At 54.2% G+C, this 23,295-nt stretch carries 19 protein-coding genes; 13 read left to right on the top strand and 6 right to left on the bottom strand.

The window, feature by feature from the left end; all coding sequences use genetic code 11:
* Nucleotides 1–13 precede the first annotated feature (13 nt).
* The 11 genes from AC0YOB_RS34280 to AC0YOB_RS34230 all read left to right on the top strand — a co-directional run bounded on the left by AC0YOB_RS34280 (nt 14) and on the right by AC0YOB_RS34230 (nt 11,842).
* The gene (locus AC0YOB_RS34280; RefSeq protein WP_475796595.1) at nt 14–904 is read left to right on the top strand and encodes a carbohydrate ABC transporter permease; all 891 of its coding nucleotides are present in this window, start codon (nt 14–16) and stop codon (nt 902–904) included.
* A gap of 38 nt (nt 905–942) precedes the next feature.
* Nucleotides 943–1,824, top strand: a complete 882-nt coding sequence (locus tag AC0YOB_RS34275) for a sugar phosphate isomerase/epimerase family protein (protein WP_210046267.1) — start codon at nt 943–945, stop codon at nt 1,822–1,824.
* A gap of 41 nt (nt 1,825–1,865) precedes the next feature.
* A complete protein-coding gene (locus tag AC0YOB_RS34270) occupies nt 1,866–2,876 on the top strand; it encodes a Gfo/Idh/MocA family protein (protein ID WP_475796594.1) in 1,011 nt (336 codons plus the stop codon).
* A 54-nt stretch (nt 2,877–2,930) separates the two neighbouring features.
* Nucleotides 2,931–4,097, top strand: a complete 1,167-nt coding sequence (locus AC0YOB_RS34265) for a Gfo/Idh/MocA family protein (protein WP_475796593.1) — start codon at nt 2,931–2,933, stop codon at nt 4,095–4,097.
* 48 nt (nt 4,098–4,145) lie between these two features.
* The gene (locus AC0YOB_RS34260) at nt 4,146–4,601 is read left to right on the top strand and encodes a VOC family protein (RefSeq protein WP_475771952.1); all 456 of its coding nucleotides are present in this window, start codon (nt 4,146–4,148) and stop codon (nt 4,599–4,601) included.
* Nucleotides 4,602–4,629: 28 nt separating this feature from the next.
* Nucleotides 4,630–5,106: a VOC family protein gene (locus AC0YOB_RS34255; protein WP_475796592.1), complete on the top strand. Its 477-nt coding sequence runs from the start codon at nt 4,630–4,632 to the stop codon at nt 5,104–5,106.
* 57 nt (nt 5,107–5,163) lie between these two features.
* Nucleotides 5,164–5,829, top strand: coding sequence for a ThuA domain-containing protein (locus tag AC0YOB_RS34250; protein WP_475796591.1), 666 nt, complete (start codon nt 5,164–5,166; stop codon nt 5,827–5,829).
* A gap of 416 nt (nt 5,830–6,245) precedes the next feature.
* Nucleotides 6,246–9,335 (top strand): hybrid sensor histidine kinase/response regulator, encoded by a 3,090-nt coding sequence (locus tag AC0YOB_RS34245; RefSeq protein ID WP_475796590.1) that lies wholly within the window; start codon nt 6,246–6,248, stop codon nt 9,333–9,335.
* Between the two features lie 34 nt (nt 9,336–9,369).
* The gene (locus AC0YOB_RS34240; protein ID WP_475796589.1) at nt 9,370–10,512 is read left to right on the top strand and encodes a response regulator; all 1,143 of its coding nucleotides are present in this window, start codon (nt 9,370–9,372) and stop codon (nt 10,510–10,512) included.
* 135 nt (nt 10,513–10,647) lie between these two features.
* Nucleotides 10,648–11,052, top strand: coding sequence for a VOC family protein (locus AC0YOB_RS34235; protein WP_475796588.1), 405 nt, complete (start codon nt 10,648–10,650; stop codon nt 11,050–11,052).
* A 37-nt stretch (nt 11,053–11,089) separates the two neighbouring features.
* A complete protein-coding gene (locus tag AC0YOB_RS34230) occupies nt 11,090–11,842 on the top strand; it encodes an aminoglycoside adenylyltransferase domain-containing protein (RefSeq protein ID WP_475796645.1) in 753 nt (250 codons plus the stop codon).
* Nucleotides 11,843–11,935: 93 nt separating this feature from the next.
* On the opposite strand, the gene AC0YOB_RS34225 is transcribed toward AC0YOB_RS34230, so the two are convergent.
* The gene (locus AC0YOB_RS34225) at nt 11,936–12,550 is read right to left on the bottom strand and encodes a M15 family metallopeptidase (protein WP_475796587.1); all 615 of its coding nucleotides are present in this window, start codon (nt 12,548–12,550) and stop codon (nt 11,936–11,938) included.
* A 242-nt stretch (nt 12,551–12,792) separates the two neighbouring features.
* Between AC0YOB_RS34225 and AC0YOB_RS34220 the strand changes: the two genes are divergently transcribed.
* Complete coding sequence (locus AC0YOB_RS34220) at nt 12,793–13,887, top strand: AbrB family transcriptional regulator (RefSeq protein ID WP_475796586.1); 1,095 nt, start codon at nt 12,793–12,795, stop codon at nt 13,885–13,887.
* Nucleotides 13,888–14,226: 339 nt separating this feature from the next.
* Complete coding sequence (locus AC0YOB_RS34215) at nt 14,227–16,863, top strand: PAS domain S-box protein (RefSeq protein ID WP_475796585.1); 2,637 nt, start codon at nt 14,227–14,229, stop codon at nt 16,861–16,863.
* 78 nt (nt 16,864–16,941) lie between these two features.
* Here the strand turns inward: AC0YOB_RS34215 and AC0YOB_RS34210 are convergent, their stop codons facing one another.
* From AC0YOB_RS34210 to AC0YOB_RS34190, 5 genes are all read right to left on the bottom strand, one after another.
* Nucleotides 16,942–17,808 carry a tetratricopeptide repeat protein gene (locus AC0YOB_RS34210; protein WP_475796584.1) on the bottom strand — a complete coding sequence of 289 codons (867 nt, stop codon included), beginning with the start codon at nt 17,806–17,808 and terminating at the stop codon, nt 16,942–16,944.
* A gap of 17 nt (nt 17,809–17,825) precedes the next feature.
* Nucleotides 17,826–18,776: an ATP-binding protein gene (locus AC0YOB_RS34205; RefSeq protein ID WP_475796583.1), complete on the bottom strand. Its 951-nt coding sequence runs from the start codon at nt 18,774–18,776 to the stop codon at nt 17,826–17,828.
* Between the two features lie 36 nt (nt 18,777–18,812).
* Nucleotides 18,813–20,561 (bottom strand): SulP family inorganic anion transporter, encoded by a 1,749-nt coding sequence (locus tag AC0YOB_RS34200; RefSeq protein ID WP_475796582.1) that lies wholly within the window; start codon nt 20,559–20,561, stop codon nt 18,813–18,815.
* A 179-nt stretch (nt 20,562–20,740) separates the two neighbouring features.
* A complete protein-coding gene (locus tag AC0YOB_RS34195) occupies nt 20,741–21,076 on the bottom strand; it encodes an ArsR/SmtB family transcription factor (RefSeq protein WP_475796581.1) in 336 nt (111 codons plus the stop codon).
* Between the two features lie 413 nt (nt 21,077–21,489).
* A complete protein-coding gene (locus AC0YOB_RS34190) occupies nt 21,490–23,289 on the bottom strand; it encodes a sensor histidine kinase (RefSeq protein ID WP_475796580.1) in 1,800 nt (599 codons plus the stop codon).
* Nucleotides 23,290–23,295 lie beyond the last annotated feature (6 nt).

The raw sequence follows: 23,295 nt of genomic DNA, 5'->3' as shown, positions 1-23,295 counted from the left end.
GAGGCTGGCGGAAATGGTCAAAGATACGACAGCCGGTTCAAAAATATTCGATGTGCTGATTGTGATTATTCTTGTCGTAGTCGCTCTCACCTGCATACTCCCGCTATGGTATACGCTGGCGGTATCGTTCAGTACCAAATCCGCTGCGGCGGGAGGGCAAGTCTCATTATGGCCGGTCGGCTTTAATTTGAACTCCTACAAGCAGCTGCTGCAGGACAACCAGTTCTTCGTTTCCTTCTGGACGTCGATTAAGCGTGTCGTGCTGGGGGCGGGCCTGAATTTACTGGTCGTGCCGCTGATGGCTTATCCGCTGTCGAAGACGATCAAGGATTTCAGGCTGCGGAACTTTCTCATGTGGGCCATGATCTTCACCATGCTGTTCAACGGCGGCTTGATTCCGCTGTACCTGACGATCAAGCAGCTCGGCCTGTTCAACAGCATCTGGTCGCTGGTTCTCGTCGGAGGGGCGCAAACCCTGGTGTTCAACGTGATTCTGGCCATGAACTTCTTCCGCAATCTGCCCAAGGAACTGGACGAGGCGGCTCTTGTGGACGGAGCGGGCCCCTGGTATATCCTGCTCAAAGTATATGTTCCGCTGTCCGCGCCGGTTCTGGCTACCGTATCGCTGTTCAGCATCGTTTATCACTGGAATGAGTTTTTGTACGGACTGGTCTTCATGACGCGCGAGCAGTATTACCCGCTGCAGACGTATATCCAGCAGGTCGTTGTCATGCTGGATCCGTCGACCATGTCCACGGATCAGCTGCAGCGGTTGAGCCAGCTGTCCAACAAGACCTTGAACGCGGCAAAAATATTCATCGCGATGATCCCGGTTCTGGTCGTTTATCCTTTCCTGCAGCGCTTCTTCATTCACGGCATCACGCTGGGCTCGGTCAAGGAATAAGCCGGCGCTATCAAATTACTTAAAGGAGTCTTATTCATATGAAACAAATTCGGATCGGCACCCTTGTTGGCGGCGGGGACGCAGTTCGCGTCCTGCCGCAAATTCTTCCTCATGGCTTTGAATCATTCAGTCTTACCTTCTGGCAGTCGACCAATGGTCTGGACTTGTCCGAGACCGCCAAGCGGGTTAAGGAAATTCTGGCGGAGAAGGGCGTTCCCATCTCCAGCCTCGGCATCTTCGGCAATCCGCTCACCGGCGAAGGCGACAACGCCGATACGCTGGCCAGCTGGGAACGGCTGATCGACCATGCGCATGAATTCGGAACGGATCTGGTAGCGGGCTTCACCGGGCGTATGCCGGGTACGATCGACGACTCTCTCCCGCGTTACACGGAGGTGTTCGGGGAATTGGCGAAACGCGCGGCCGACAAAGGCGTCAAGCTGGCTTTTGAAAACTGCGATATGGGCGGCACATGGGAAAGCGGAGACTGGAATATCGCGCATAATCCGACGGCATGGGAAAGAATGTTCAACGCCCTTCCTGCGGAAAATATCGGACTTCAATGGGAACCGACCCATCAAATGGTCAGCCTGATCGATCCGATCCCGCAGCTGCGGAAATGGGTAGGGAAAATCTTCAATGTGCACGGCAAGGATGCCACAATCGCTTGGGATGTCGTACGCGAATACGGCATTCACGGACCGAAACCGTTCGTATGGCACCGTACGCCAGGCTTCGGCGACACCAATTGGACGGATGTCATTTCGATTCTCCGGCAGCACGGATACGAGGGCAGCATTGATATCGAAGGCTGGCATGATCCGGTTTACCGCGATGATTGGGAGATGACGGGACAGGTACACGCGCTCAACTATCTGAAAAACTGCCGCGGCGGCGATTTTATTCCAAACCCGTCATAGACATCATACCTGAATATTATGAATAGAAAGAGGTGAGCGGTATGGCGCTTCATAAAGTTGTGGTTGCCGGCTGTGGCGGAATGGCCAACGAGTGGCTTGACTACGCCGCACAGCGTGAGAATGTTGAAATTGTAGGGCTTGTGGACCTCTTCGAGGAAGCAGCCAAGAAAATGGCGCAGAAGCGCGGGTTGAATGTTCCGACATTTACGGATTTGTCCACCGCTCTCAGCCAAACGGGTGCGAATCTGGTATTTGACGTCACGATTCCTGCCAGCCACAAGCAGATTGCGACAACTGCGCTGCAGGCGGGCGCCCATGTATTCGGAGAGAAGCCGATGGCGGAAACATTGGCAGACGCACAGGAAGTTCTGGCTGTGGCGAGCGGGTCCGGCAAGCGGTATTCCGTTATGCAGAACCGCCGTTATTTGAAGCATATCCGCGCCTTGTCCAGTTTTCTGGCATCCGGTGCGATCGGAACAGTCGGCTCGCTGCATGCTGATTTCTTTCTCGGACCGCATTTCGGAGGCTTCCGTGAGACGATGGCAAGCCCGCTGATCCTGGATATGGCGATTCATACGTTCGACCAGGCGCGCTTCCTCAGCGGAGCTGATCCGGTGTCGGTCTACTGCCACGAATACAATCCGGCAGGTTCATGGTACGCAGGCAATGCTTCGGCGATCTGCATCTTCGAAATGAGCGACGGTTCCGTATTCTCGTACCGCGGTTCATGGAGCGCTCAAGGTGCAGGAACCTCATGGGAGTCCGATTGGCGCGTTACAGGAAGCCAAGGGACGGCCAAATGGGATGGGGACAATCGTCCTGTCGCAGAGGTTGTCGAGGGCGAAGAAGGCTTTATCCGTCCAGGCAAACTAGTGGAAGTGCCGGATATCTGGACGGGCCGGGAAGGCCATTTTGGCTGCCTGGACAATATGTTCGAGGCGCTGGAGCAGGATCGTCCTGCCGAAACGGATTGTACGGACAACATCAAGAGCGTATCGATGGTCTTTGGCGCGCTGGAAAGCGCAAGAACCGGCCAGAAGATTATGCTTTAACTAACAATAGAAGAAGAGAGAGATTCATAGATAGGCGGAATGGAGGCATGAAGCATGAAATCGATACGAGTTGGAATGATCGGTTATAAATTTATGGGTAAGGCGCACAGCCATGCGTATCGCGATTTGCCGATGTTTTTTCCGGATTCTCCGGCTCCGGTCATGAAGGCGATCTGCGGCAGGGACGAGCAGGGCGTACAGCAGGCGGCGAAGCAGTTCGGCTGGGAGCATGCGGTTACGGATTGGCGCGAGCTGGTCAAGCGGGAGGATATCGACCTGGTTGATATCAATGCCCCGAGCGATGCGCACAAGGAAATTGCCATTGCGGCAGCGCAGGCTGGCAAGCATCTGTTCTGCGAGAAGCCGCTCGCGCTGACGCTGTCCGACGCGAGAGAGATGCTGCAGGCGGCGGAAGCGGCCGGCGTCAAGCATATGGTTGGCTTCAATTACCGCTTTGCACCGGCTATCCGCTTGGCGAAGAAGCTGATTGCCGAAGGCAGAATCGGCAAAATTCATCATTTCCGCGCGACCTTCCTGCAGGATTGGCTGGTTGATCCGGCGTTCCCGCTCGTTTGGCGGCTGAAGAAGGAAGTGGCGGGCTCCGGCTCGCACGGCGATCTCGGCGCGCATCTGATTGATCTGGCCCGGTACCTGGTTGGCGAGATTAAAGAGGTGGTCGGAATGGACGAGACCTTCGTCAAGGAGCGTCCAATCGCCGAGTCCATGACCGGCCTGAGCGCGCAAGGAAATACGGATGGCCCCATGGGCGAAGTCACGGTGGATGACGCCACGCTGTTTATGGCCCGGTTTGCAAGCGGCGCTCTGGGAAGCTTTGAAGCAAGCCGCTTTGCGGCAGGACACCGCTGCACGAATGCGTTTGAAATTAACGGCAGCAAAGGAAGCGTTCGTTTCGACTTTGAGCGCATGAATGAGCTGGAGGTTTATTTTACCGGCGATGCGGATGATGTGCAGGGCTTCCGGCGCGTGCTTGCAACAGACCCCGCCCATGATTATATGGACGCCTGGTGGCCGCCCGGCCATACGATCGGCTTCGAGCATACGTTCATTCATGAAATCCTGGAGCTTATGGACGCCATTCAAGGCGGCCGCCAGCCAGAACCGAATTTCGTGGACGGCATCAAATGTCAGGAAATTCTGGAAGCCGTTGACGTATCCATCGCAGAGCGGCGCTGGGTATCCATCAGCGAGCTTCAGGTGTGACAGGCAGCCTGCCTGCCGCAAATTCGATCAACCTAAAGGAGATCTATCATGGATAAAAATATATTGGGCACGAATGTGGTTGCGCAAATCGGAATCCTGGTCCATGACATTGAAGCTACTTCCCAGGCGTATGCCGACTTCCTCGGCATCGAGACGCCGAAGTGGTTCTGGACGGATACGGTTGATGTGGCGCAAACGGAATATAATGGCGTTTCTTCGGAAGCCCGTTCGAAGCTGGCATTTTTCGATATGGGTTCGCTGCAGCTGGAGCTGATCGAGCCCGATCACAATCCGAGCACCTGGCGCGATTACCTGAATGAGCATGGCGAAGGCGCCCATCATATCGCTTTTGTCGTCAAGGGCATGAAGGAAAAGATTGCGGTCATGGAGAAAAACGGCATGCCGCTGCAGCAGAAGGGCGAATATACAGGCGGACGCTACGCCTATATGGATACGTCGAAGCAGTTGAAAATCCTGCTTGAGCTGCTCGAGAACGACAACTAAACCTGACGCCCGGAAAAGAGGATTAGTCATGGAGCATATCGAAAATAATAACTTGTTGAAAGTCGGCATCGTAGTCGACGATATCGAGAAGGCGCTCAAAGCCTACTGCGGGCTGTTCGGATTGGCAATGCCGGAGATTCAGACGCCCGATCCGAATGCGGTTCAGGAGCACACGGATAACTCCTACACCTGGTACAGAGGCGAATATATTACAGCCAGAACGAAATTCGCCAATCTGCAAATGGGTCCTGTAACCGTCGAATTGATGGAGCCGTTCGATGAGCCGAACCCCTGGAACGAATTCAAACAAAAGCATGGTCCCGGCGTTCACTTTATCACCTTTACGGTCAACGGCTTCCAGCAGCATATCAACTTCCTTGAAGGACAAGGAATCCCGCTGGCCCACAAAGGCGAATATGGCTCGGGGCGGTACGGCTACTTCGATACGGAATCGCTTCTTGGCGTGGTGCTGGGACTGCAGGAGCTTGGACCGAAGCAGGATTAAACATTCCGCAAAGGCGGGTCTTCCGGCGATCCGGCCGTGAAAGGTTGTGTCTTGAGTATGACGAAACGAATAACGGCAATCGTCGGCGACTTTTATCATGATGAAGCGCTCGCCAGGGAATCACTGGAGAACGCGTTTGGAGCGGCTGCATCAAGTGGAGAGTGGACGCTTGATTTTACGGGAACGGACCGAATCCTGCAGGTGCTGGAAGAGGGCCCTGCGGTGATCGTCCTGTTCAAGGAAAACCGTCTCAATCCGCAGGATGAACAGGTTGATCTGTGGATGGACGGGGCGGTATCGGCGGCAATCGAGCGCTACGTCCAGGGCGGCGGAGCATGGCTGGCCTGGCATGCGGGGCTTGCTTCCTATGCTGAGGATTCCGAATATATCCGGATGCTGAAGGGGTACTTCATCTCCCACCCGCCGCAAAACAAGGAAGTGCGTTACATACCGGTGAATACAGCCGATACCGGCTGGTCGGCGGAAGGCTTCCAGTTTCTCGATGAGCATTATTTCGTGAGCTGCGCCGAGGAGAGCACCGGGGTATTCCTGCGCTCGGAGTCCGAGGACGGCTCGTCAATCGGCGGCTGGCGTCATCTGCACGGCGAAGGAAAAGTATGCTGCCTCGCGCCTGCGCACCGGCGGGAAGGTCTGCTGGCAGCGCCGTTTCTGGAGCTTCTGGGGAACTGCCTGGAATGGTGCGCGGAGCCGGGAAAAGAATAATAGATTAGAATGCGATAAGAAATCGCTTCGGGTACACGGCAGTCAAAAGCCTTCGTGTGTCCGGGGCGTTTTTTTGTGCGGGGAGAATCGAGAGTAACATACTGATCAATGTACCAATAATTTGAACGATAAGCCACTTGCAAGTGAAGTGAATTCTCCATGTGGTTTTTGTTTGATTAACTGGATTAAAACCGACGGCTATATCCACATAAGTCAATGACTGTCTCACCGGCGGAAACCCCTGATTCGGTGCCTTGCGCGAGGTATGACGGTATGATGGCAGTCAACCTCATAGCGTTTCCCGATTGTTTTGCAATCTTGTCTGGTGCGCCTATTAAGGCTGTGGTACCCTAAATATTAACACAAGCGGTATCTTTTACGAATGTGAACAACTGTGGTTATGGAGCTGCCAAAGAATGAAGAATCAAATAATCGGCATTGTCGCGGGCATTCTGTTCGTTCTCATATTACCCATATTCTGGTTTGTTCATCTGATGCTGGAGGAACAGGGACAGGTGCATGCGGAAGCAGGCATCATGGATCTTACGGATTGGCGGTTTGACAAGGATGGTCTGGTGAGTCTTGGCGGAGAATGGGAGTTTTACCGCGGACAGCTGCTGGAGCCGGCTGATTTTCAGAGCGGGGTCAAGCCGGAAAATCCGGTCAAGGCGCAAATACCGGGAGCATGGAATGATTATCTGTCAGAGAACGGCGAAGAGGCCGCGACAGGCTACGGCACTTTCCACCTGCGCATTCGTCTGCCGGACACGGAGACGGGAACGGGTTTGTACGGCATACATACGACGAATATCAGGATGGCCAACCGGATCTTCATCAACAGCCGCGAGGTCGGAAACAGCGGCGATCCGGGGGCGCTGAACCGGAAGGGCGGGCAGGGCAATATTCCCTATGTAGGGTTTGCCGAGGTAGAGGGGAACACGGCGGATATCCTGGTTCAGGTATCCAACTACAGCTATGCGACGGGCGGTATGATCTATCCGATTCTCTTCGGTGACCAGACTGCCATCGTTGTGAGCAGAGAGTGGAAGATGACCGCCGATCTTGCCGCTGCCGTAGGCATGTCGATTCTGGCTTTATATTTTCTGGTCATCTATCGGGCACGGAGGGGAGAGGAGCAGGGACTGCTTTTTATCGGCGCATTTTGCGTCAGCGCGCTGGTCTATGTACTGACCCATGGGGAGAAGCTGGTGGCGAATCTGCTGCCCGGGCTTTCCTATGAGCTTGTGATGAAGCTGCAGGCCACTTCCCCGGTACTCGCCTATTATTGCTTGTTCCGTTACGGTCTTGCATTCGGCACTAGGAAAATCCATGCCAGATTTTATCTTGCCATCAACATCCTGATGGGGATTCTGCTGCTCATCAATATCGTCATTCCTATAGGACTGTTTGCCGTTGGCAGTGTTATGATGACGGCATTCTCGCAGATTGTGCTTCTCTACGGCATCTATCATCTGATCCACGGCATTCGCCACCGGAGAGAGGATGCGCATTATATTCTGCTCAGCATGGCGAGCATTCTGGTTCTTGTGGCTGTAAGCTGCCTGAATGTCCTAGGCCTGCTGGACGATCAGGTGTTTGTTCCCTACGAGATGCTGATGTTTATTATTTTACAGGCCTTTCTGATGGCCCGGCGATTCGAGAAAACGTTCATCGAAGTAAGGCAGCTGTCCCGGAGACTGCTCACCATTGACGGCTTGCGCGATGAATTTCTGGCCAACACCTCGCATGAGCTTCGTACGCCGCTGCATGGCATCATCAACATGGCGGACTCCTTGCTGGAGGGAGCTGGAGGGGTGCTGAGCAGCAAACAGAGCCGGGATCTGGCTACGATCGCCGCAACGGGAAGAAGCCTGAGCTTCCTGATCAATGATATTCTCGATTTTGCGAAGCTGAAGAACGGGGAAGTCATTCTTTACCGCCAGGAAGTGGATTTGCCTTCTGTCGTTCAATCGGTGCTGGAGGTCATTGCGCATCTGGCCGGGGTCAAGGATATCCGCTTCATTCAGGATTGGCCGGAGGATTTGATGCTTCTGGATACCGACGAGGAGAGGCTTCGGCAAATCCTCTACAACCTGCTGGGCAATGCGGTGAAATATACGCCAAGGGGAGAAATCCGCATCTCGGCGCGGGCGGCAGGAGCCTATGTGAGGGTGGAGGTGGCCGATACAGGCGCGGGAATTCCGAAGGAAAGGCTTGAGGATATATTTCAAGCCTACGATCAGGGCAGCCATGCCGGGAACCGGGAGTATGGAGGCACAGGGCTTGGACTGAGCATCACCAAAAGGCTGGTCGAGCTGGGAGGCGGTCAGATCGGCGTGGAATCGGATTCGGGGCAGGGCGCTGTATTCCATTTCACCCTGCCAGCCGCTTCCCGTACCAGGTCCTCCCTCATGGCGGGAGATGCCCGTCAGGAAGCGGCGGCTTCCTTGTCACCGGACCTGGAGTCGGATGCCGCGCTGCCGGACCCGGCCATGAGCAAGGTGAAAGAACCGGCGAACAACGAAGGCACCATTCTGGTTGTGGACGACAATCCGGTTAACCTGCAGGTGCTGGAAAATCTGCTGAGCATCACCGGCTATAAGGTCATTACGGCTTATGACGGGGAAGAAGCGCTGGCCGTGATCGCCGCCACTCCGCATCTGGATCTGGTCATCACGGACTGGATTATGCCGGGGATGTCGGGGATTGAGCTGTGCCGGGCGATCCGCATCCGCTGCTCGCTGTTCGAGCTGCCGGTACTGATGCTCACGGCAAGGAGCCGGGCGGAGGATGTTCAGACAGGCTTTCAGGCAGGGGCCAATGATTTTCTGAGCAAGCCGGTGGAAGCGGGCGAGCTCAGAGCCCGCGTCGGTACCCTGCTGAAGCTGCGCAAGTCGGTCCAGCAGGCCATCCGCACAGAGATGGCGTTTCTCCAGGCGCAGATCAAGCCCCATTTTCTCTATAATGCGCTGAATACCACGATTGCCGTATGTCCCGACGATCCCGAAAAAGCCATGCAGCTGTTAATTGAGCTGAGCCGCTATCTGCGGGGCAGCTTCGACTTTCAGAACCGGGAACAGCTGGCACCGCTGCACAAGGAGCTGGAGCTGATTCAATCTTATCTGTTTCTGGAGAAAGCCCGATTCGAGGAACGGCTTCAGGTCGAATACGATATCGATGAGCAGAGCCGGACCCTTGTCCCCCCTCTGAGCATCCAGCCGATTGTGGAGAATGCCGTCAGGCACGGCATTATGCAGCAGGCGGATGGAGGAACGATCAGGATTGCCATTCAAGAGACGGAGCATGGCTTGAAGGTGTCCGTCACTGATGACGGTGTCGGCATCCCGCCGGACAGACTCGGCTCCCTCCTGATGGAACCGAAGAAAGGTGGCGTTGGCTTGATCAATATTCACAGCCGTCTGCTGACGCTTTATGGCAAAGGACTGCGCATTGACAGTGAATGGGGGCGCGGCACGACGGTTTCATTTGAAGTGCCGAAACCGTAATCTGGCATATACATTACAGCAGGGAGTGAGACTCATGCGCGCGATATTGATTGATGATGAGAGGCCGGCTCTCATTCAACTGGAACGGCTGATCCGCAGCGACGGCCGCGTTGAAATGACGGGGGCTTACCTGACCGCACAGGCCGGGCTTGAGCATATAGGCAGGGAGAAAGTGGACATCGTCTTCCTGGATATCGGGATGCCGGAAATGAACGGACTGGATGCTGCGGAACATATACAGGAGCTTGATCGCAGCATCCGGATTATTTATGTGACTGCGTATGCCGATTACGCCCTGGAGGCATTCGACCTGAATGCGCTGGATTATTTGCTGAAGCCGATAGATCCCAGCCGTTTTTCCAAGACCATGGATCGGATATGCGCGTATTTAAGCGGCAGGGAGAGCCATCAGGAGGATAAGCCCGCGATGGAGAGCCCCACAGTGCTGTGCTTTAAGCGCCTGGAATTGAGCAAAGGCCGGCAAGCAGGGGACAGGCTCAAATTCCGCACGCTGAAATCCCAGGAGCTGCTGGCCTATCTGCTGCACCGCAAAGGCGAATGGATTCCCAAGCAGCAGCTCACGGAAACGCTCTGGGCCGGCTACGAGCAGGATAAGGCCGTGACTCATCTGCATACCTCCATCTATCGAATCCGCAAGCTGCTCAAGGAGCAGGGAATTCAAGCCTCCGTGGAATTCGCCCTCGAGAGCTATGCTCTGTTCGGGGAGGGGATTATTACGGATGTCGAGCAATTTGAAAGCATACTGGATGGACAGACGGGCATAGACAGGCAGAACCAGACTCAGTTCGATTACGCGCTGAAGCTGTACCGCGGCGAATATCTGGAGGAACACGACTATGAATGGGCCAAGACCAGGAGCAGCTGGCTGCAGATACTGTTTATACAGGGCACATTGGATATGGCCCGTTACGAGCTCTCAACGGGGCAGGCGCTCCAGGCGCTTCACCGGCTGCAGGAGGCGAAGGAGAAGGAGCCTTATGACAGAGAGCTCTGTCTGCTTATCCTGAAGGCTTATTCCCAGCTCAAGGATTACAGGGAAATGAGAGACTATTACGAATCGTACAGACAGCTGCTCCGCCTGGATCTGGGCATCGAGCCGGATCAACAGGTTACCGAGCAGTACCAGCAGCTGCAGGCAGTCCACCATAGACCCTGATAGAAGAGCTGTCCCGGCGAACATGCAGGTTGGCACGATAACGGATATCACGCGCAGGGAGCAGATCCAGTAAGCGATTGCGGCAATCTTTGTGATAAGATGATGATAAGCTTAGATTACAAGGGGGATGAAATCATGAACCAGCAAATTTTCGGGATTGAAGGCATTCATCATGTCAGCTTGATTGTGACCGATCTTGAGCGGGCGAAGGCTTTTTATGAAGAAATCATCGGCTTGCAGGAAATGCAGCGGCCGCCGTTTGATTTTCCCGGCGCATGGTATTCGGTCGGAGAGACTGGCCAGCAGCTCCACCTGATTGTGCACGATGGCGAGACGCTGCGGACCCGCACCATCGATACGCGCGACGGTCATTTTGCCATTCGCGTTAATGATTATCAGCAGACAATCGACTGGCTCAAGCGCCATAATATCGAGCATAAAGCCAACCCGAACAGCATTACCGGCTTTGCCCAGATTTTCCTGCTCGATCCGGACCACAATATTATTGAACTCAACGCCGCGCGCCAGCCGGAATTGTGAGCTTCAGGACGAGGGCTAGGGAGGGATCCAGGTGGATATGCCGTATGATCTGAACAGGATCGCAGCGCTGTTTAAAGAAGCCATGAAAGATAATCTGACAGGCGTTTATTTGCACGGTTCACTGGCTATGGGATGCTTTAACCCGGGCCGCAGCGACATCGATCTGCTGGTGGTTGCCAGGAAGAAGCTGACCGTGGAGAATCGCAAACAGATCGTGCGGAAGATATTAGCCCTTAACGATGAGCTGCCCGGTGCAGGCGGAATCGAGCTGAGTGTTGTCCTGGAATCGGAGCTGACAGACTTTGTTTACCCCACTCCCGTAGACCTCCATTACTCTGAATTCCACCGGGAAAAGTATCAAACGGATGAAAACTACAGCTGCAGCGATTACGGGGATTATGATCTGGCCGCACAGTATGCGGTTGCTTATGATCGGGGAACGGCATTGTACGGCCAGCCGCTTCGAGCGTTGTTTCAGCCTGTCGGGCGCCAGTATTATGTGGCATCCATTCTTTATGATATTGAGAACGCTTACGAGCATATCGTGGAAAACCCGGTATACATGACCTTGAACCTCTGCAGAGTATTGTACTTTCTCCAGGAAGACGTCATATCCTCCAAGAAAGAAGGCGGAGACTGGGGGATAAAGACGCTTCCCGGCGCATATCACCCGTTAATTCAGCAATGCCTGGATGTCTATGCCGGATTAACGGACAGCATCGAAGCGGGAAGATCAGAATTAACGGATTTCGCCGCCTATATGGGCATCGAAATACAGAAAGCCGTCTGATGCTGAAGCGGGGCGCAGATTGATCATGTTCCGCCATGCGAGACCGTTTCGTTCGTCACCGTGGCGGCGCTCATCGGGTTCAAGCAGCCTTATTCATTCCTGGGGCGGCCGCCCGCCCCTTCTCAGCTCCTGAATGGAGTAGCCGAAATCCATTTGCAGATGCGGATAATCCCGGAATTCCTCCCAATCTCCTCCCCAGGTGAAGCCAAGCCCCTTGGCGATGTCCACCACTTCCAGCCAATCAGGGCGGCCGCTGCCGTTCCCGTCATACTCCAGATCCCAGATCACGTCGTTATCCTTGGTGCGCAGGGCAAAATCGATCGCCAGACCATAATTGTGGTAGGACTCCCCGCCCTTCACATTCGTTACGACCTGTCCGCTGCTGCCCCGTCCCTGCCGGTACAGCGCATTCTGCTCCTCGTTCGTACGAAGGCCGTCCGTAATCAGAATCGTAATTCCGATTTTTGCGGCTGCCGCGATCAGGTTAGCCTGTTTGGCTGCAACGATGGGATGCAGCGAGGTCACCTCCGGCGCTGGCGAGGGCCATAACCGCTCAACTATTTCAGTTCCTTTCCACAAGCTAACGGCAGTTGCTGCTAAAATTAACCACATCAACATTCTGCGGCGTTTAGCTTTATTTCTTGCTCTCACACCCGGCTTTCGGAGTCTCTCCGGCTGCCGGGCATGTGCGAGATCATTTTGCGGCATCTCTTCGGTTCTCCTGTCCCCATACTGCAACCGTTGGCCAGCGGGCTTGCCGCAGCCCGGTTGTCAGTAATCATCTACTGTCTCATTCTATCATACTGGACGGATGAGCTGTCTCTTTGTTATGATGCCAGTAAGGTTTTGAATCGTTTCGCGGTTTCTGGTATACGGACATATTTAAAACCATCGCGCAGGAACAGGCGGTGGTTTTTTGCATGATATTACAGACAGGCGGGGTACATAACATGAATAAAAGCAACCGTTCACGAATATTAACCGCATTCATTACCGCTGCTGCCGGAGGGCTGCTGTTCAAGCTGCTGCATATCCCGATCCCCTGGCTGCTCGGGCCGATGATCGCCGTCCTGATCGGCTCGAATCTGATGAAGGAGCGTTACGCATGGCCCGGCTTCTTCCGGAATACGGGGATGATTATCGTCGGCTACACGATCGGCTTGTCCCTGACCGCCGCGGCGCTGCGCCAGATGTACCATCAGCTTCCGGTCATGCTGCTGATGACGGTGCTGCTTCTGGCTTTGTGCGCAGGCATTGCCTGGCTCGTATGCAAGCTGTCCGGCATTAATTACAAGACGGCGCTGCTGGGCTGCATCCCGGGAGGGCTGACGCAGGTTATCGCCCTGGCGGAGGAGACAGAGGGCGTCAACATTACAATCGTGACGGTCACGCAGGTTATCCGGCTGATGATGATTGTGCTGTGCATTCCGGTGATCATCTTCAGCTCCATCATGGGACAGACGCATGCAGCAGTTTCCGGCGGGGGGCCAGTGTCTGCTGCCTTGGCAAGCTGGAGCGGACTGTTTCCGAATCTGCTTCTATTTGCGGCTGCCTGCACGGTATGCGCGATAGCGGGGAATAGAATCAAATTTCCGACAGCTTTCCTGCTGGGGCCGGCTATCGCAACAGCCATTCTCCAGTTCGCCGGCCTTGACGGCCCCCTGCTTCCTTCGCCGCTCATTAATGCCGCTCAGCTGCTGATCGGAACGTATGTCGGCCTGCTGCTGAAGCCGGGCCAGCTGCCGAGCAAGCTGCGCACATTGACCCTTGCTGTTGGAGGGGGCGTCCTGCTGTTGATCGGGGCCTGCGGTCTCAGTTTTCTTCTCACCAAGCTTGAGCCCATCTCTATCTCGACGGGGCTGCTGAGCCTGGCTCCCGGGGGAATGGACCAGATGGGCATTATCGCCCACGAGATCAATGCTGATCTTTCGATGGTGGCCGGTTACCAGCTATTCCGCACATTTTTCATCTTTTTCGCGGTGCCGCCGCTAATCCGGATGATCTTTCATTACAGCGCGGAGAGACAGAAGCGGCTGAGCGAATAGGAAGCGGTAATGCGGCAAGGAGCCTGTCCTTCGTGGACAGGTTTTTTTTGATGCAGGGAAGATTGAAATTCCATCATACGCTACGCTGCTGGTATTTCAGAGGGATATGCTTCATCGCCACAGGATGGATGGAAACAGCCGGGCCTGAAGGTGCGCTTACAGGAAAACAGGGAAATAAATCTGCCCATCAAATGGCAAGGAATATAACCGTTTAAGATCGAATAAGAGAAATAGGCTGGGCGTTTTTTGTTGTTTTGCGGGTGAGGCGATGGTTCTGTTTATAACAATATGGTGAAACGAAATTATAGAATGGAAATGGATCGCGGGGGGGAGCTTGGGATGCAGAAGGTGCAAATCGATCATGTTGCGTTATTCGAACAAATCCATACCCATGCGCCAATAGGTGTAGCAGTGATGTCCATCGGCGGAAAGTGGCTCAAGGTCAATCCTGCCTTCTGCAGTCTCACCGGTTACACGGAAAACGAGTTGACAGGACTCACTTCTGCGGATATCGCCCATCCGGACGACATAGAGACGGAAGCGTTGGGAATCCGGACGCTGCTCGAAGGGGATTCGACTGTATTCGAAATGGGGAAACGATATAGAACGCGCGGCGGCAGTACGGTCTGGACCTCCACGCAGCTGTCACTCGCAGGAGACGAGAGGGATAATAAGCCTTTATATATTTTATGCTATATTCAGGAAACATCCCGGAGTAAAGCCCAAGCCGCTGAACAAGGAATAATGGAGGCCGGGGAGTTGTACAGGCTGATAACTGAACATGCATGGGATATTATCAGCTGCAGCAATTCGGACGGCATCATTCAATACTGTTCTCCATCGGTCCGTGAGCTGCTTGGCTACGAGCCGGAAGAAGTAGTAGGACAAAGCAATATTGAACTCTATCACCCGCAGGATCTGGAATCGATCCAGGCCTCGCCTTTTGCGGATAATGGCATATTCACCTACCGGATCCGCCACAAGGACGGCCATTACCTGTGGTTTGAAACCACAACGACCATAATCAGGAACGAGCAGGGCCGGATCCGGAATATTTTTGGAATCAGCCGGGACATCTCCGAGAGGAAGAACACCGAGGAAAATTTGGCGGAGGCTCAGCGCATTGCAGCTCTTGGCAGCTGGGACTGGGATATCATCCAGCAGGAAATCAGGTTTTCCGACCAGCTTTACAGGATATTGAACCTGGACATCGGCCGTTTGCCTGACGATCTGTTATCGCTGATTCATCCGGAGGACCGGGAGCTGATTCCCAAACATCTGCTGGAAGCTAGGAAAAGCGACAGCTATAGTGCGGAGTTCCGCAGTCTGCAGCCTGACGGATCGGTCAAATACTTGAATACGCGCGTATCGGTTACTTTCGACGAGAGCGGAGCGCCTGTCAAGATGAACGGGATCACCCAGGATATTACAGAGAGCAAAAAGATAGAACTGAAGCTGCAGGAAAGCATTGAACGATATACATCATTAAAGAAATATAACCATGATGCCGTGCTTTCTCTTGATTTGGACGGCAATATTATCAATACCAATGCCATGGCCGAGAAGCTTACCGGGTACAGCATTCAAGAGATGATCGGCATGAAGGTATCCGTCTTTATCGGCGCCGACAAATTAAGCGGCATCCTCTCTGACGATATAATGGCCGAACGGCAAATTAATGCCTTTAATCATAAAGATGGCCACAGTACCGAGGTTCTGACGACATTGGCGCCGATCATCATTAATAAGAAGAATGTGGGCTGGTATATTATTGCGAAGGACATTACGGAGCAGAGGAAGCTGCTGATCGCCAAGGAGGCGGCTGAGAACACGAATAAAGCCAAAAGTGAATTTCTGGCCATGATGAGCCATGAAATCCGCACGCCGATGAACGGAGTGATTGGGATGACCGATCTTCTTCTGGAATCCACCAGTCTGGATGAGAAGCAGCAGGAGTATGTCCAAATCATCAGCAAAAGCGGCAATACCCTGCTCAATATCATCAATGATATTCTGGATTTTTCAAAAATTGAATCAGGCAGGACGGAAATGCTGGAGATCCCCTTCAATATTATGGACTGCCTGAATGAAACACTCGGCATCCTGCTGCCCAGAGCCCAGGAGAAGAATCTCGAAATCCACACCCACTTCAGGAACAAATGGCCAGAGACACTGATTGGCGATCCCGAGCGGCTCAAGCAGGTGCTGATGAATCTCATCGGGAATGCTGTTAAATTTACGGATTACGGCAGCATCGCGGTTTCCATTGAAAGATTGACGGACGATGACGATGAGGTCCGGCTTAAATTTGTGATCAAGGATACGGGGATCGGAATCCCGCAGGAGAAAATCAATCATTTGTTCGAGCCCTTCTACCGGGTGGATGATTTCATGATCCGAAAAACCGAAGGAACGGGACTGGGACTTGCGATCAGCAAGAAGCTTATCGGACTATTGGGCGGGGACATCTGGGTCGAGCAGGCTGAGGCGCAGGGGACTGTTTTTGCTTTTACCGTACGGCTGCGCAAGGCCGGGCAGCAGACCTCCTTTCAGCTGCAGGGGGCCGAACCGGAGGGAAATGCGCAGGGAAGCACCCAGCAGTCTCTGAACATCCTGATTGCTGAAGACAATAAGGTCAATCAGCTGGTCTTGCAGAAAATGCTTGAATCGCAGGGTCACCTGACAAGCATAGCGGTTAATGGCAGCGAGGTTGTCCAAATGGCGGGGGCAGGCAGCTATGATATTATTTTTATGGATGTGCAGATGCCGGTCATGAACGGGCTGGAAGCGGCGGAAATGATCAAGAGAACGCTGCCGCCGGAGAGCTGCCCCTATATTATTGCGGTCACGGCAAATGCACTGAAGGGCGATCAGGAGAAGTGCCTGGCCGCCGGCATGGACGCCTATATGAGCAAACCGATCAAGAGCGCTACAATTGCGGAATTCATTGAAGTGGCGAGAAGAAAAACCTCATAGCCAGAATGAAAGGCCCGGTCAAATGGCAGCTAATGCCTTTGACCGGGCCTTCCATTTGCCTCAATGTCATTTTCCCCGCTACGAGGGAGACCGGCGGAAGCCAAACACCTTGAGATGAACAAGCCACTTGCTGGTCCAGTAAGAGAGAACATGCAGCAGGATGAGCAGCAGAATCAGCGGCTTGAACAGCACAAAAGCAATGAACCACAGAAGAAGCAGCTGCCATCTCTTCAATCGGGTCACAAACCGGGGCAGCAGCAGGATGCGGTAGAACCAATAGGATTTCTGGAGCATTTCCAGATATTCGGTGCGCGACTGTTTATTATCGGGGTCAAGTCGGACGGCGGCATTCATCCGTTCTACCGCCTGTTTGTGCTCGCCGCGTCGATCCGCAGCCCAGCCCGTGTACAGAAGCACCTCGATATTCTCCGGTTCTTCCCGCAGAGCGGTCGTCTCTGAATCCCTCGAGGCATCATGCTTGCCTGTTAAGGCAAGAGTATAGGCATAAACGGCGTAGTTAATCGCCGAATGATGAAGGGCGATGGCCTGCTCCAGCAGGACGCGGGCCTCCTCATACTTGCCATGCATAATCAGATACTGCCCCTTCAGCCGGTAAATATAATCTTCCTCCGGAAACATCCGCAGCATCTCGGAGCTCACCTGCAGGAATTTCTTCCACTCCCTGCGTTCGTAGGCAATGACGAGCATGATCCGCCAAGGGAGCTCGAATTCGGGGTCGCGCTTCAAGGCCTCTTCGCACCAATGGAGAGCTTTGCCGGTATCGGTAAACTGGTAGACGAAGGCCAGCATGCCGAGCGCCACGGAATCATCCGGAGCACTTCGGACCCAATCCTCGGCTTCGGTCAGCGCTTCCTTATAGCGCTCCCAAGCGACCAGCTGGTTGATTTTCTGAAGGGTTTGCGTTTGCATTCGATAAGGCTGCACAGCGTCTGCACCTCCCGTCAGCGAAGCCGGTGCTGCTTCATATAATCAAGGACGACCTGATAATCTTTGTTGGAATCACTGAAGGTGGCGTAATTCTTGGCCGTCTGGAACCACTCCAGGGTGGTCGGCTTGCGGCTTTTCAGACTTTGTATCATATCCTCGCTGGTTATCGGCTGAATGCTGCCCGCCTTCAGGGACCGGTGCAGCGCAAGCTGCGTGGCATCGTCGACCAGCTGGTTCAGATCCGCACCGGAGAAATGGGTCGTCTGCCCGGCAAGCTTGCGGATATCAAGCTCCTGCTGCGGCTTGCCGGCTGTCTTCAGCTGGAGAATGGTGGCGCGCTCTTCAGCGCCTGGCGGCGAGACGAAGGAAAGCTGGTTGAAGCGGCCGGGACGGCGGAGAGCGGTATCCAGATACCAGGGCGTGTTCGTCGCTCCAATAACGAATACCTGATCATTAAACGATTCCAGTCCATCCAGCTCCAGCAGCAGCTGATTGACCAGCATCCGCTCGTGATGCTGCCGCATCTGGTGCCGGCTGCCGCCGAGAGCGTCGAGCTCATCAATGAACAGCACGCAGGGCTTCTCCTGCCGGGCTCTCTCGAACAGATCATGCAGATTATGCTCGCTTTCGCCGATATACATGGATAAAATGGCTTGAAGCTCGAGATGGATGAAGTTCGCGTTGATTTCGCCGGCAACCGCGCGGGCGAGGAAGGTTTTGCCGCAGCCGGGAGGACCGTAGAGCAGCAGGCTTCCGCCGGCCTGCTTGCCGAAGGCCTCGAACATTTCGGGCTGCTGCAGCGGCAGCACAAAATTCATGCGGATATTCTGCTTGACCTCTTCGAGCCCGCCTACGTCGTCGAATGTCATTTTGGGTTGTTCAGTCTCAATGAGCGATTGCTTGTCTTTATCAAAATGAATCACTTTCAATTTGGGGCGTTCGCTTCGCTTTCCGTCATCAAACATGAGAAAATAGCTCCTCTCTTGGTGTGCGGCTACCCCTTATTTTAGCTCATGTGACCGCTCAATAACAGCTATGCCGCCTCCTTGCGATAATTTGCCGCATTCACGAAAAGCAAAATGGCTGCAGCCCACACATCTGCCGGCATCCAGTTGGGTCAAGGCATAATCAATCGCTTCACCCGTATGACGGAATAGATGAGTGGCGCCGATTCGCGCGGCCAGACCGGTCTTCTCCAACAGCTTCATAGGCTGCGGACGGGTCCCCGACAAAAGCACCCGGCCGCCCGAACGCTCGAACCGGCTCACCAGGCGGGCCAGATTATATTCGCCGGTCGTATCCATAAAAGGGACCTTGCCCATGCGCAGAAGCAGGATCCGGGGCCCTGCCTCCATACCCGCCGTGAGCGACTCTTCGAATAAATGGGCGGCGCCGAAGAAGAGTGGACCATCTACCGTGTAAATGCTGATTTGGGGGCAGTCATGGCCATCCGACACCATATAGGCCTTCACCTTCCCGTGCCTGGCGAGCGGGTCTGGCAGCATCTTGGAAACGTCCAGATTCTGGCTCATCCGCTTCACGAAGAGAATGACGGCCAGCAGGAGCCCCACCTCAACGGCGGTTGTCAAATCCGTAAATACGGTCAGCGCAAAAGTAAGGGCAAGAACGAGGGAATCACTTGTTCTTGTCCGGAGGACATGGGCGAATTCATGCCGCTCGCTCATATTCCACGCCACCAGCATCAGAATGGGGGCCATGCTGGCCAGTGGAATTTCCGAGGCGTAGGGGGCGAATAAAACAAGAACCAGCAGCACGACAATGCCGTGCACAACGCCGGAGAAAGGGGATGCGGCTCCGCTTCGGATATTGGTCGCCGTCCGGGCAATGGCCCCGGTTGCCGGAATGCCCCCGAACAGCGGGGTAATCATATTGGCAATTCCTTGCCCGATCAGCTCGCGATTGCTGTTATGGCGGCTGCCGGTCATGCCGTCGGCAACGACTGCCGACAGCAGCGACTCGATGCTTCCGAGCATCGCGATAATAAAGGCCGGCCGGAGCAGAGCTTCTATCCGACCCCATGACATGTCCGGCAAATGAAACTGAGGCAGCGCACTCGGGATGGCCCCGAAGGAGGAGCCGATGGTCGCGACATGTCCGGGGAAGCATACAGCCGCAATGACCGTGGAGATAAGAATGCCCAACAGGGAAGCCGGAACCTTCGGCATCCATTTGGGCGCAAGCAGGAGCACCGCCAGGCAAATCGCCGCCGTCAGGACGCTGTAAAGATTGACAGTCCCCAAATGCAGGACGATTTCCTTCATGTTCGGCACGAAATTCTCATGTTTTGCGATCCCGCTCAGGCCCAGAAAATTGGCGATCTGCCCGCTGAATATAATAACCGCGATCCCCGTGGTAAAGCCGATGGTCACAGGCCGGGGGATGTAACGGATGAGCGCGCCAAGCTTGAATATTCCCATGAGCACAAGAATCATCCCGGCCATGAAACCGGCGAGGAGCAAATCCTCATAGCCATACTGCATGACAATGGCGAAAAGGATGGGGATAAAGGCGCCGGTTGGACCTCCAATCTGAAATTTGGAGCCGCCGCACAAGGAAATGATGATACCGGCGACAATGGTCGTATAGATGCCGTACTCCGGCTTGACGCCAGCGGCAATAGCAAACGCCATCCCCAGCGGAATGGCGATTATGCCCACAATCAGACCTGAAACAAGATCCTTGCGGAGGGCGGCTGCATGATAGCCCTCGAACCTTCCTGACCATCTCATCCTGATACCTTCTTTTCTTCATATATTTGATTATTTGAATATATACAGGATGAATGGTACTCCTTGTGGAGAGATGCTGTCAAACATGAAATTCCGCTGCTTTTTACGAAAGGGAATGGAAAGAAACAAAAAAACAAGGGTATCCTGAATCATGCTCAGGAATGCCCTTGTTCTGTCGGTCAAGTCTCTTTTCGAATATCCTCCAGCAGCGAGATGGCATCCACAAGATGGTTGTCAAAAATCCGCTTCGTCACGGCGAGCAGATCCTTGATCAGCGGATCTCTTAAGGAATAGATGACCGAGGTGCCATCCTTAATGCCATAAACCACATTTTTATTCCGCAGCACCGACAATTGCTGGGATACGGCGGAACCCTCCGAGCCCAGAATGCTCTGCAGCTCGTTTACGTTTTTATTTCCTTCGCTTAAGGCTTCCAGAATCCGGATTCTCATGGGATGAGCCAGCGCTTTATAGAAATCGGCTTTAAATTGTTGGATATTCTGGTGGTGATTCATTGCAGCCCTGCTCCTTCACCCGATAAACTTTTGAAGATATGAATATAATAGCATAGTTTATCAAGGGGGAGCATCAAGAGAACCGGTTGGCGCTGTCTTCAGCGGCGATGCAGCAAGGTTTTTTCGGGTTGCAGTGGCGAAACCCGAGGGTATGGTGCGCGTAAGCAGGCTTTACCTTGCTGGAGCTGTCGATTGGGCCAAGTTGACCGTTGAATAAGCGTGCAGCAAGGTTTTTCCGGGTTGCAGCGGCAAAACCCGAGGGTATGGTGCGTGTAAGGAGGTTTTACCCTGCTGGAGCTGTCGATTGGGCCGAGTTGGCCGTTGATTCAGCGTGCAGCAAGGTTTTTTCGGTTGCAGTTCTGCACGGTCATGCAGGTCCGCATCGCGCTGGAAGCTGCCCGCTCTGTCCGCTGCTACAACGGCCCGCTGACGGGAATGCGGATCTGCACGGTCGTGCCGATACCGAGACGGCTGAAGATATGCACGCCGTAGCGTTCGCCGAACGTCATCCGGATGCGGCGGTCGACGTTGCGGATACCGTATCCGGATTTGTCCTCCTCATTCCCGCCGCCGCGCACGAAAGCAAGTCTCTCCGGACGCATGCCCATGCCATCGTCTATCACCTCCAGCACAAGCGTGCCGCCCTGCGTCCTGGCCCGGATGATAATGTTGAGCGGCGCCTCGTCGTCCCAAATGGCATGGTTGATGGAGTTCTCGATGAAGGGCTGCAGCGCGAGCTTGACAACCGGGTAAGGCGATACCGTTTCGTCGATATCATAGTGAATATTGAGCATTCCCTCGAACCGCAGCTGCTGTATGGCTACATAGGCCTGGGTCAGCTTCAGCTCCTCGCCAAAGCTGATGATCGTCTTTCCTTTGTTCAGGGAAATCCGGTAGAATTTGCCCAGATTTGTCACCATCCTGTGAATCCGGGCATCCTCGCTAAGCATCGCTAGAGCGGAAATGGAGGCCAGCGTGTTGTACAGAAAGTGGGGATTGATCTGCGCCTGCAGCATGCTCATCTCCGCTTCCTTCTTGGCGATTTCCTTCTTGTAGACAACGGTGATCATTTCCTTCAGGCGGCGGGACATCTTCAGCATGGCGAAGGCCAGCTGTCCGACCTCGTCATGGCCCATGAACGTGTCAGGCATGCTGAAGTCCTCACGTTCAATGCGGCGGGTCAGCTGGAGCAGCGTCTCGATGCGTTTGGTAATTAACCGCGCCGTCAGATAGATGAGCAGTATGGCGAGCCCGACGATGAAAACAGCCAGCGTGAACAACCGGGAAAAAGCCAGTTTGACGTTTTTAATCAGGCTGTCGTAGGAGACGATAGAGACCGTCTTCCATCCGCTGCCGATGCTGTTGTAGACCACATATACGCGCTCCCCCTTGTAATGCCCCATGAAGCTGCCATCGGGCTCCGCGCTCCAATTCCCCTGAACAAGCCCGGCCAGCGGCTGATTGAGAAGCGTCTTGTCGCGGGCAGAGACAATTGCACCCTCCTCGGAGACGATGAACAGCTCCTTATTCTTGTTTTCTTTCTCAATCAGTGCGTAAATATCGGCCTCCGGGATCTCCATGGTCAAATAGCCGTAGGGATAATTGAGGCTGTTGTTATCGAGCAGACGCGCGAGTACGACCCGGGCTGGCTTGCGCTCCTCGATTCCCTTTACAACCTTATCGTCAGGCGGATTGGTCGCCGTCATGACGGTGAATGTGACGCTTCCGTAGGATTTGCTGACAGGCTCGTACCACGGGCTGCGCCTCATCTTCTCATCCGCTTTGCGCAGGAACACGTTATCCGCCGGAATGGTTTCATTATGCGTATAGATGGTCATGCTCATAATCTCGTTATTGGTGGTAAGTATATTCTTGAAGGTGCTGTTGATATAGGAATAGGCGTCGATAAGCGAGCTCTCGCTGGAATAGGTTTGAATCAGAATATCGCGCAGGCGCGGGTCCAGATATAAGGAAGACGAGACCTTGGCGTAAGCGTCCAGCTTCGTTCTCAGGTTGGCGCTGATCTGGTCGGTCGTGACCGCCATGGAGGCATACGTCTGCCGGGTCAGCTCGGCTTTCATCGTTCCATAGGAATAGAAGGCGAAGAATAGGAGCGGTGCGACCGCAACCAGCGCGAAGACGGCGAACAGCTTGTTGCGAAAGCGAATATTCAGAAAAGGCCGGGTAAGGACGCGCTGAAGCCCGCGGAGCAAGAAGCA

This window comes from Paenibacillus sp. JT31N17, assembly GCF_056269255.1.
The sequence above is the reverse complement of the archived record's forward strand: the minus strand, read 5'-3'. Positions and strand labels throughout refer to the sequence as shown.

Coding starts and splice junctions, on each gene's coding strand:
- AC0YOB_RS34235 (WP_475796588.1), top strand. CDS start 10,648: ATGAACCAGCAAATTTTCGGGATTGAAGGCATTCATCATGTCAGCTTG.
- AC0YOB_RS34225 (WP_475796587.1), bottom strand. CDS start 12,550: ATGCCGCAAAATGATCTCGCACATGCCCGGCAGCCGGAGAGACTCCGA.
- AC0YOB_RS34275 (WP_210046267.1), top strand. CDS start 943: ATGAAACAAATTCGGATCGGCACCCTTGTTGGCGGCGGGGACGCAGTT.
- AC0YOB_RS34230 (WP_475796645.1), top strand. CDS start 11,090: ATGCCGTATGATCTGAACAGGATCGCAGCGCTGTTTAAAGAAGCCATG.
- AC0YOB_RS34240 (WP_475796589.1), top strand. CDS start 9,370: ATGCGCGCGATATTGATTGATGATGAGAGGCCGGCTCTCATTCAACTG.
- AC0YOB_RS34270 (WP_475796594.1), top strand. CDS start 1,866: ATGGCGCTTCATAAAGTTGTGGTTGCCGGCTGTGGCGGAATGGCCAAC.
- AC0YOB_RS34205 (WP_475796583.1), bottom strand. CDS start 18,776: ATGTTTGATGACGGAAAGCGAAGCGAACGCCCCAAATTGAAAGTGATT.
- AC0YOB_RS34280 (WP_475796595.1), top strand. CDS start 14: ATGGTCAAAGATACGACAGCCGGTTCAAAAATATTCGATGTGCTGATT.
- AC0YOB_RS34255 (WP_475796592.1), top strand. CDS start 4,630: ATGGAGCATATCGAAAATAATAACTTGTTGAAAGTCGGCATCGTAGTC.
- AC0YOB_RS34245 (WP_475796590.1), top strand. CDS start 6,246: ATGAAGAATCAAATAATCGGCATTGTCGCGGGCATTCTGTTCGTTCTC.
- AC0YOB_RS34250 (WP_475796591.1), top strand. CDS start 5,164: ATGACGAAACGAATAACGGCAATCGTCGGCGACTTTTATCATGATGAA.
- AC0YOB_RS34260 (WP_475771952.1), top strand. CDS start 4,146: ATGGATAAAAATATATTGGGCACGAATGTGGTTGCGCAAATCGGAATC.
- AC0YOB_RS34200 (WP_475796582.1), bottom strand. CDS start 20,561: ATGAGATGGTCAGGAAGGTTCGAGGGCTATCATGCAGCCGCCCTCCGC.
- AC0YOB_RS34220 (WP_475796586.1), top strand. CDS start 12,793: ATGAATAAAAGCAACCGTTCACGAATATTAACCGCATTCATTACCGCT.
- AC0YOB_RS34215 (WP_475796585.1), top strand. CDS start 14,227: ATGCAGAAGGTGCAAATCGATCATGTTGCGTTATTCGAACAAATCCAT.
- AC0YOB_RS34195 (WP_475796581.1), bottom strand. CDS start 21,076: ATGAATCACCACCAGAATATCCAACAATTTAAAGCCGATTTCTATAAA.
- AC0YOB_RS34265 (WP_475796593.1), top strand. CDS start 2,931: ATGAAATCGATACGAGTTGGAATGATCGGTTATAAATTTATGGGTAAG.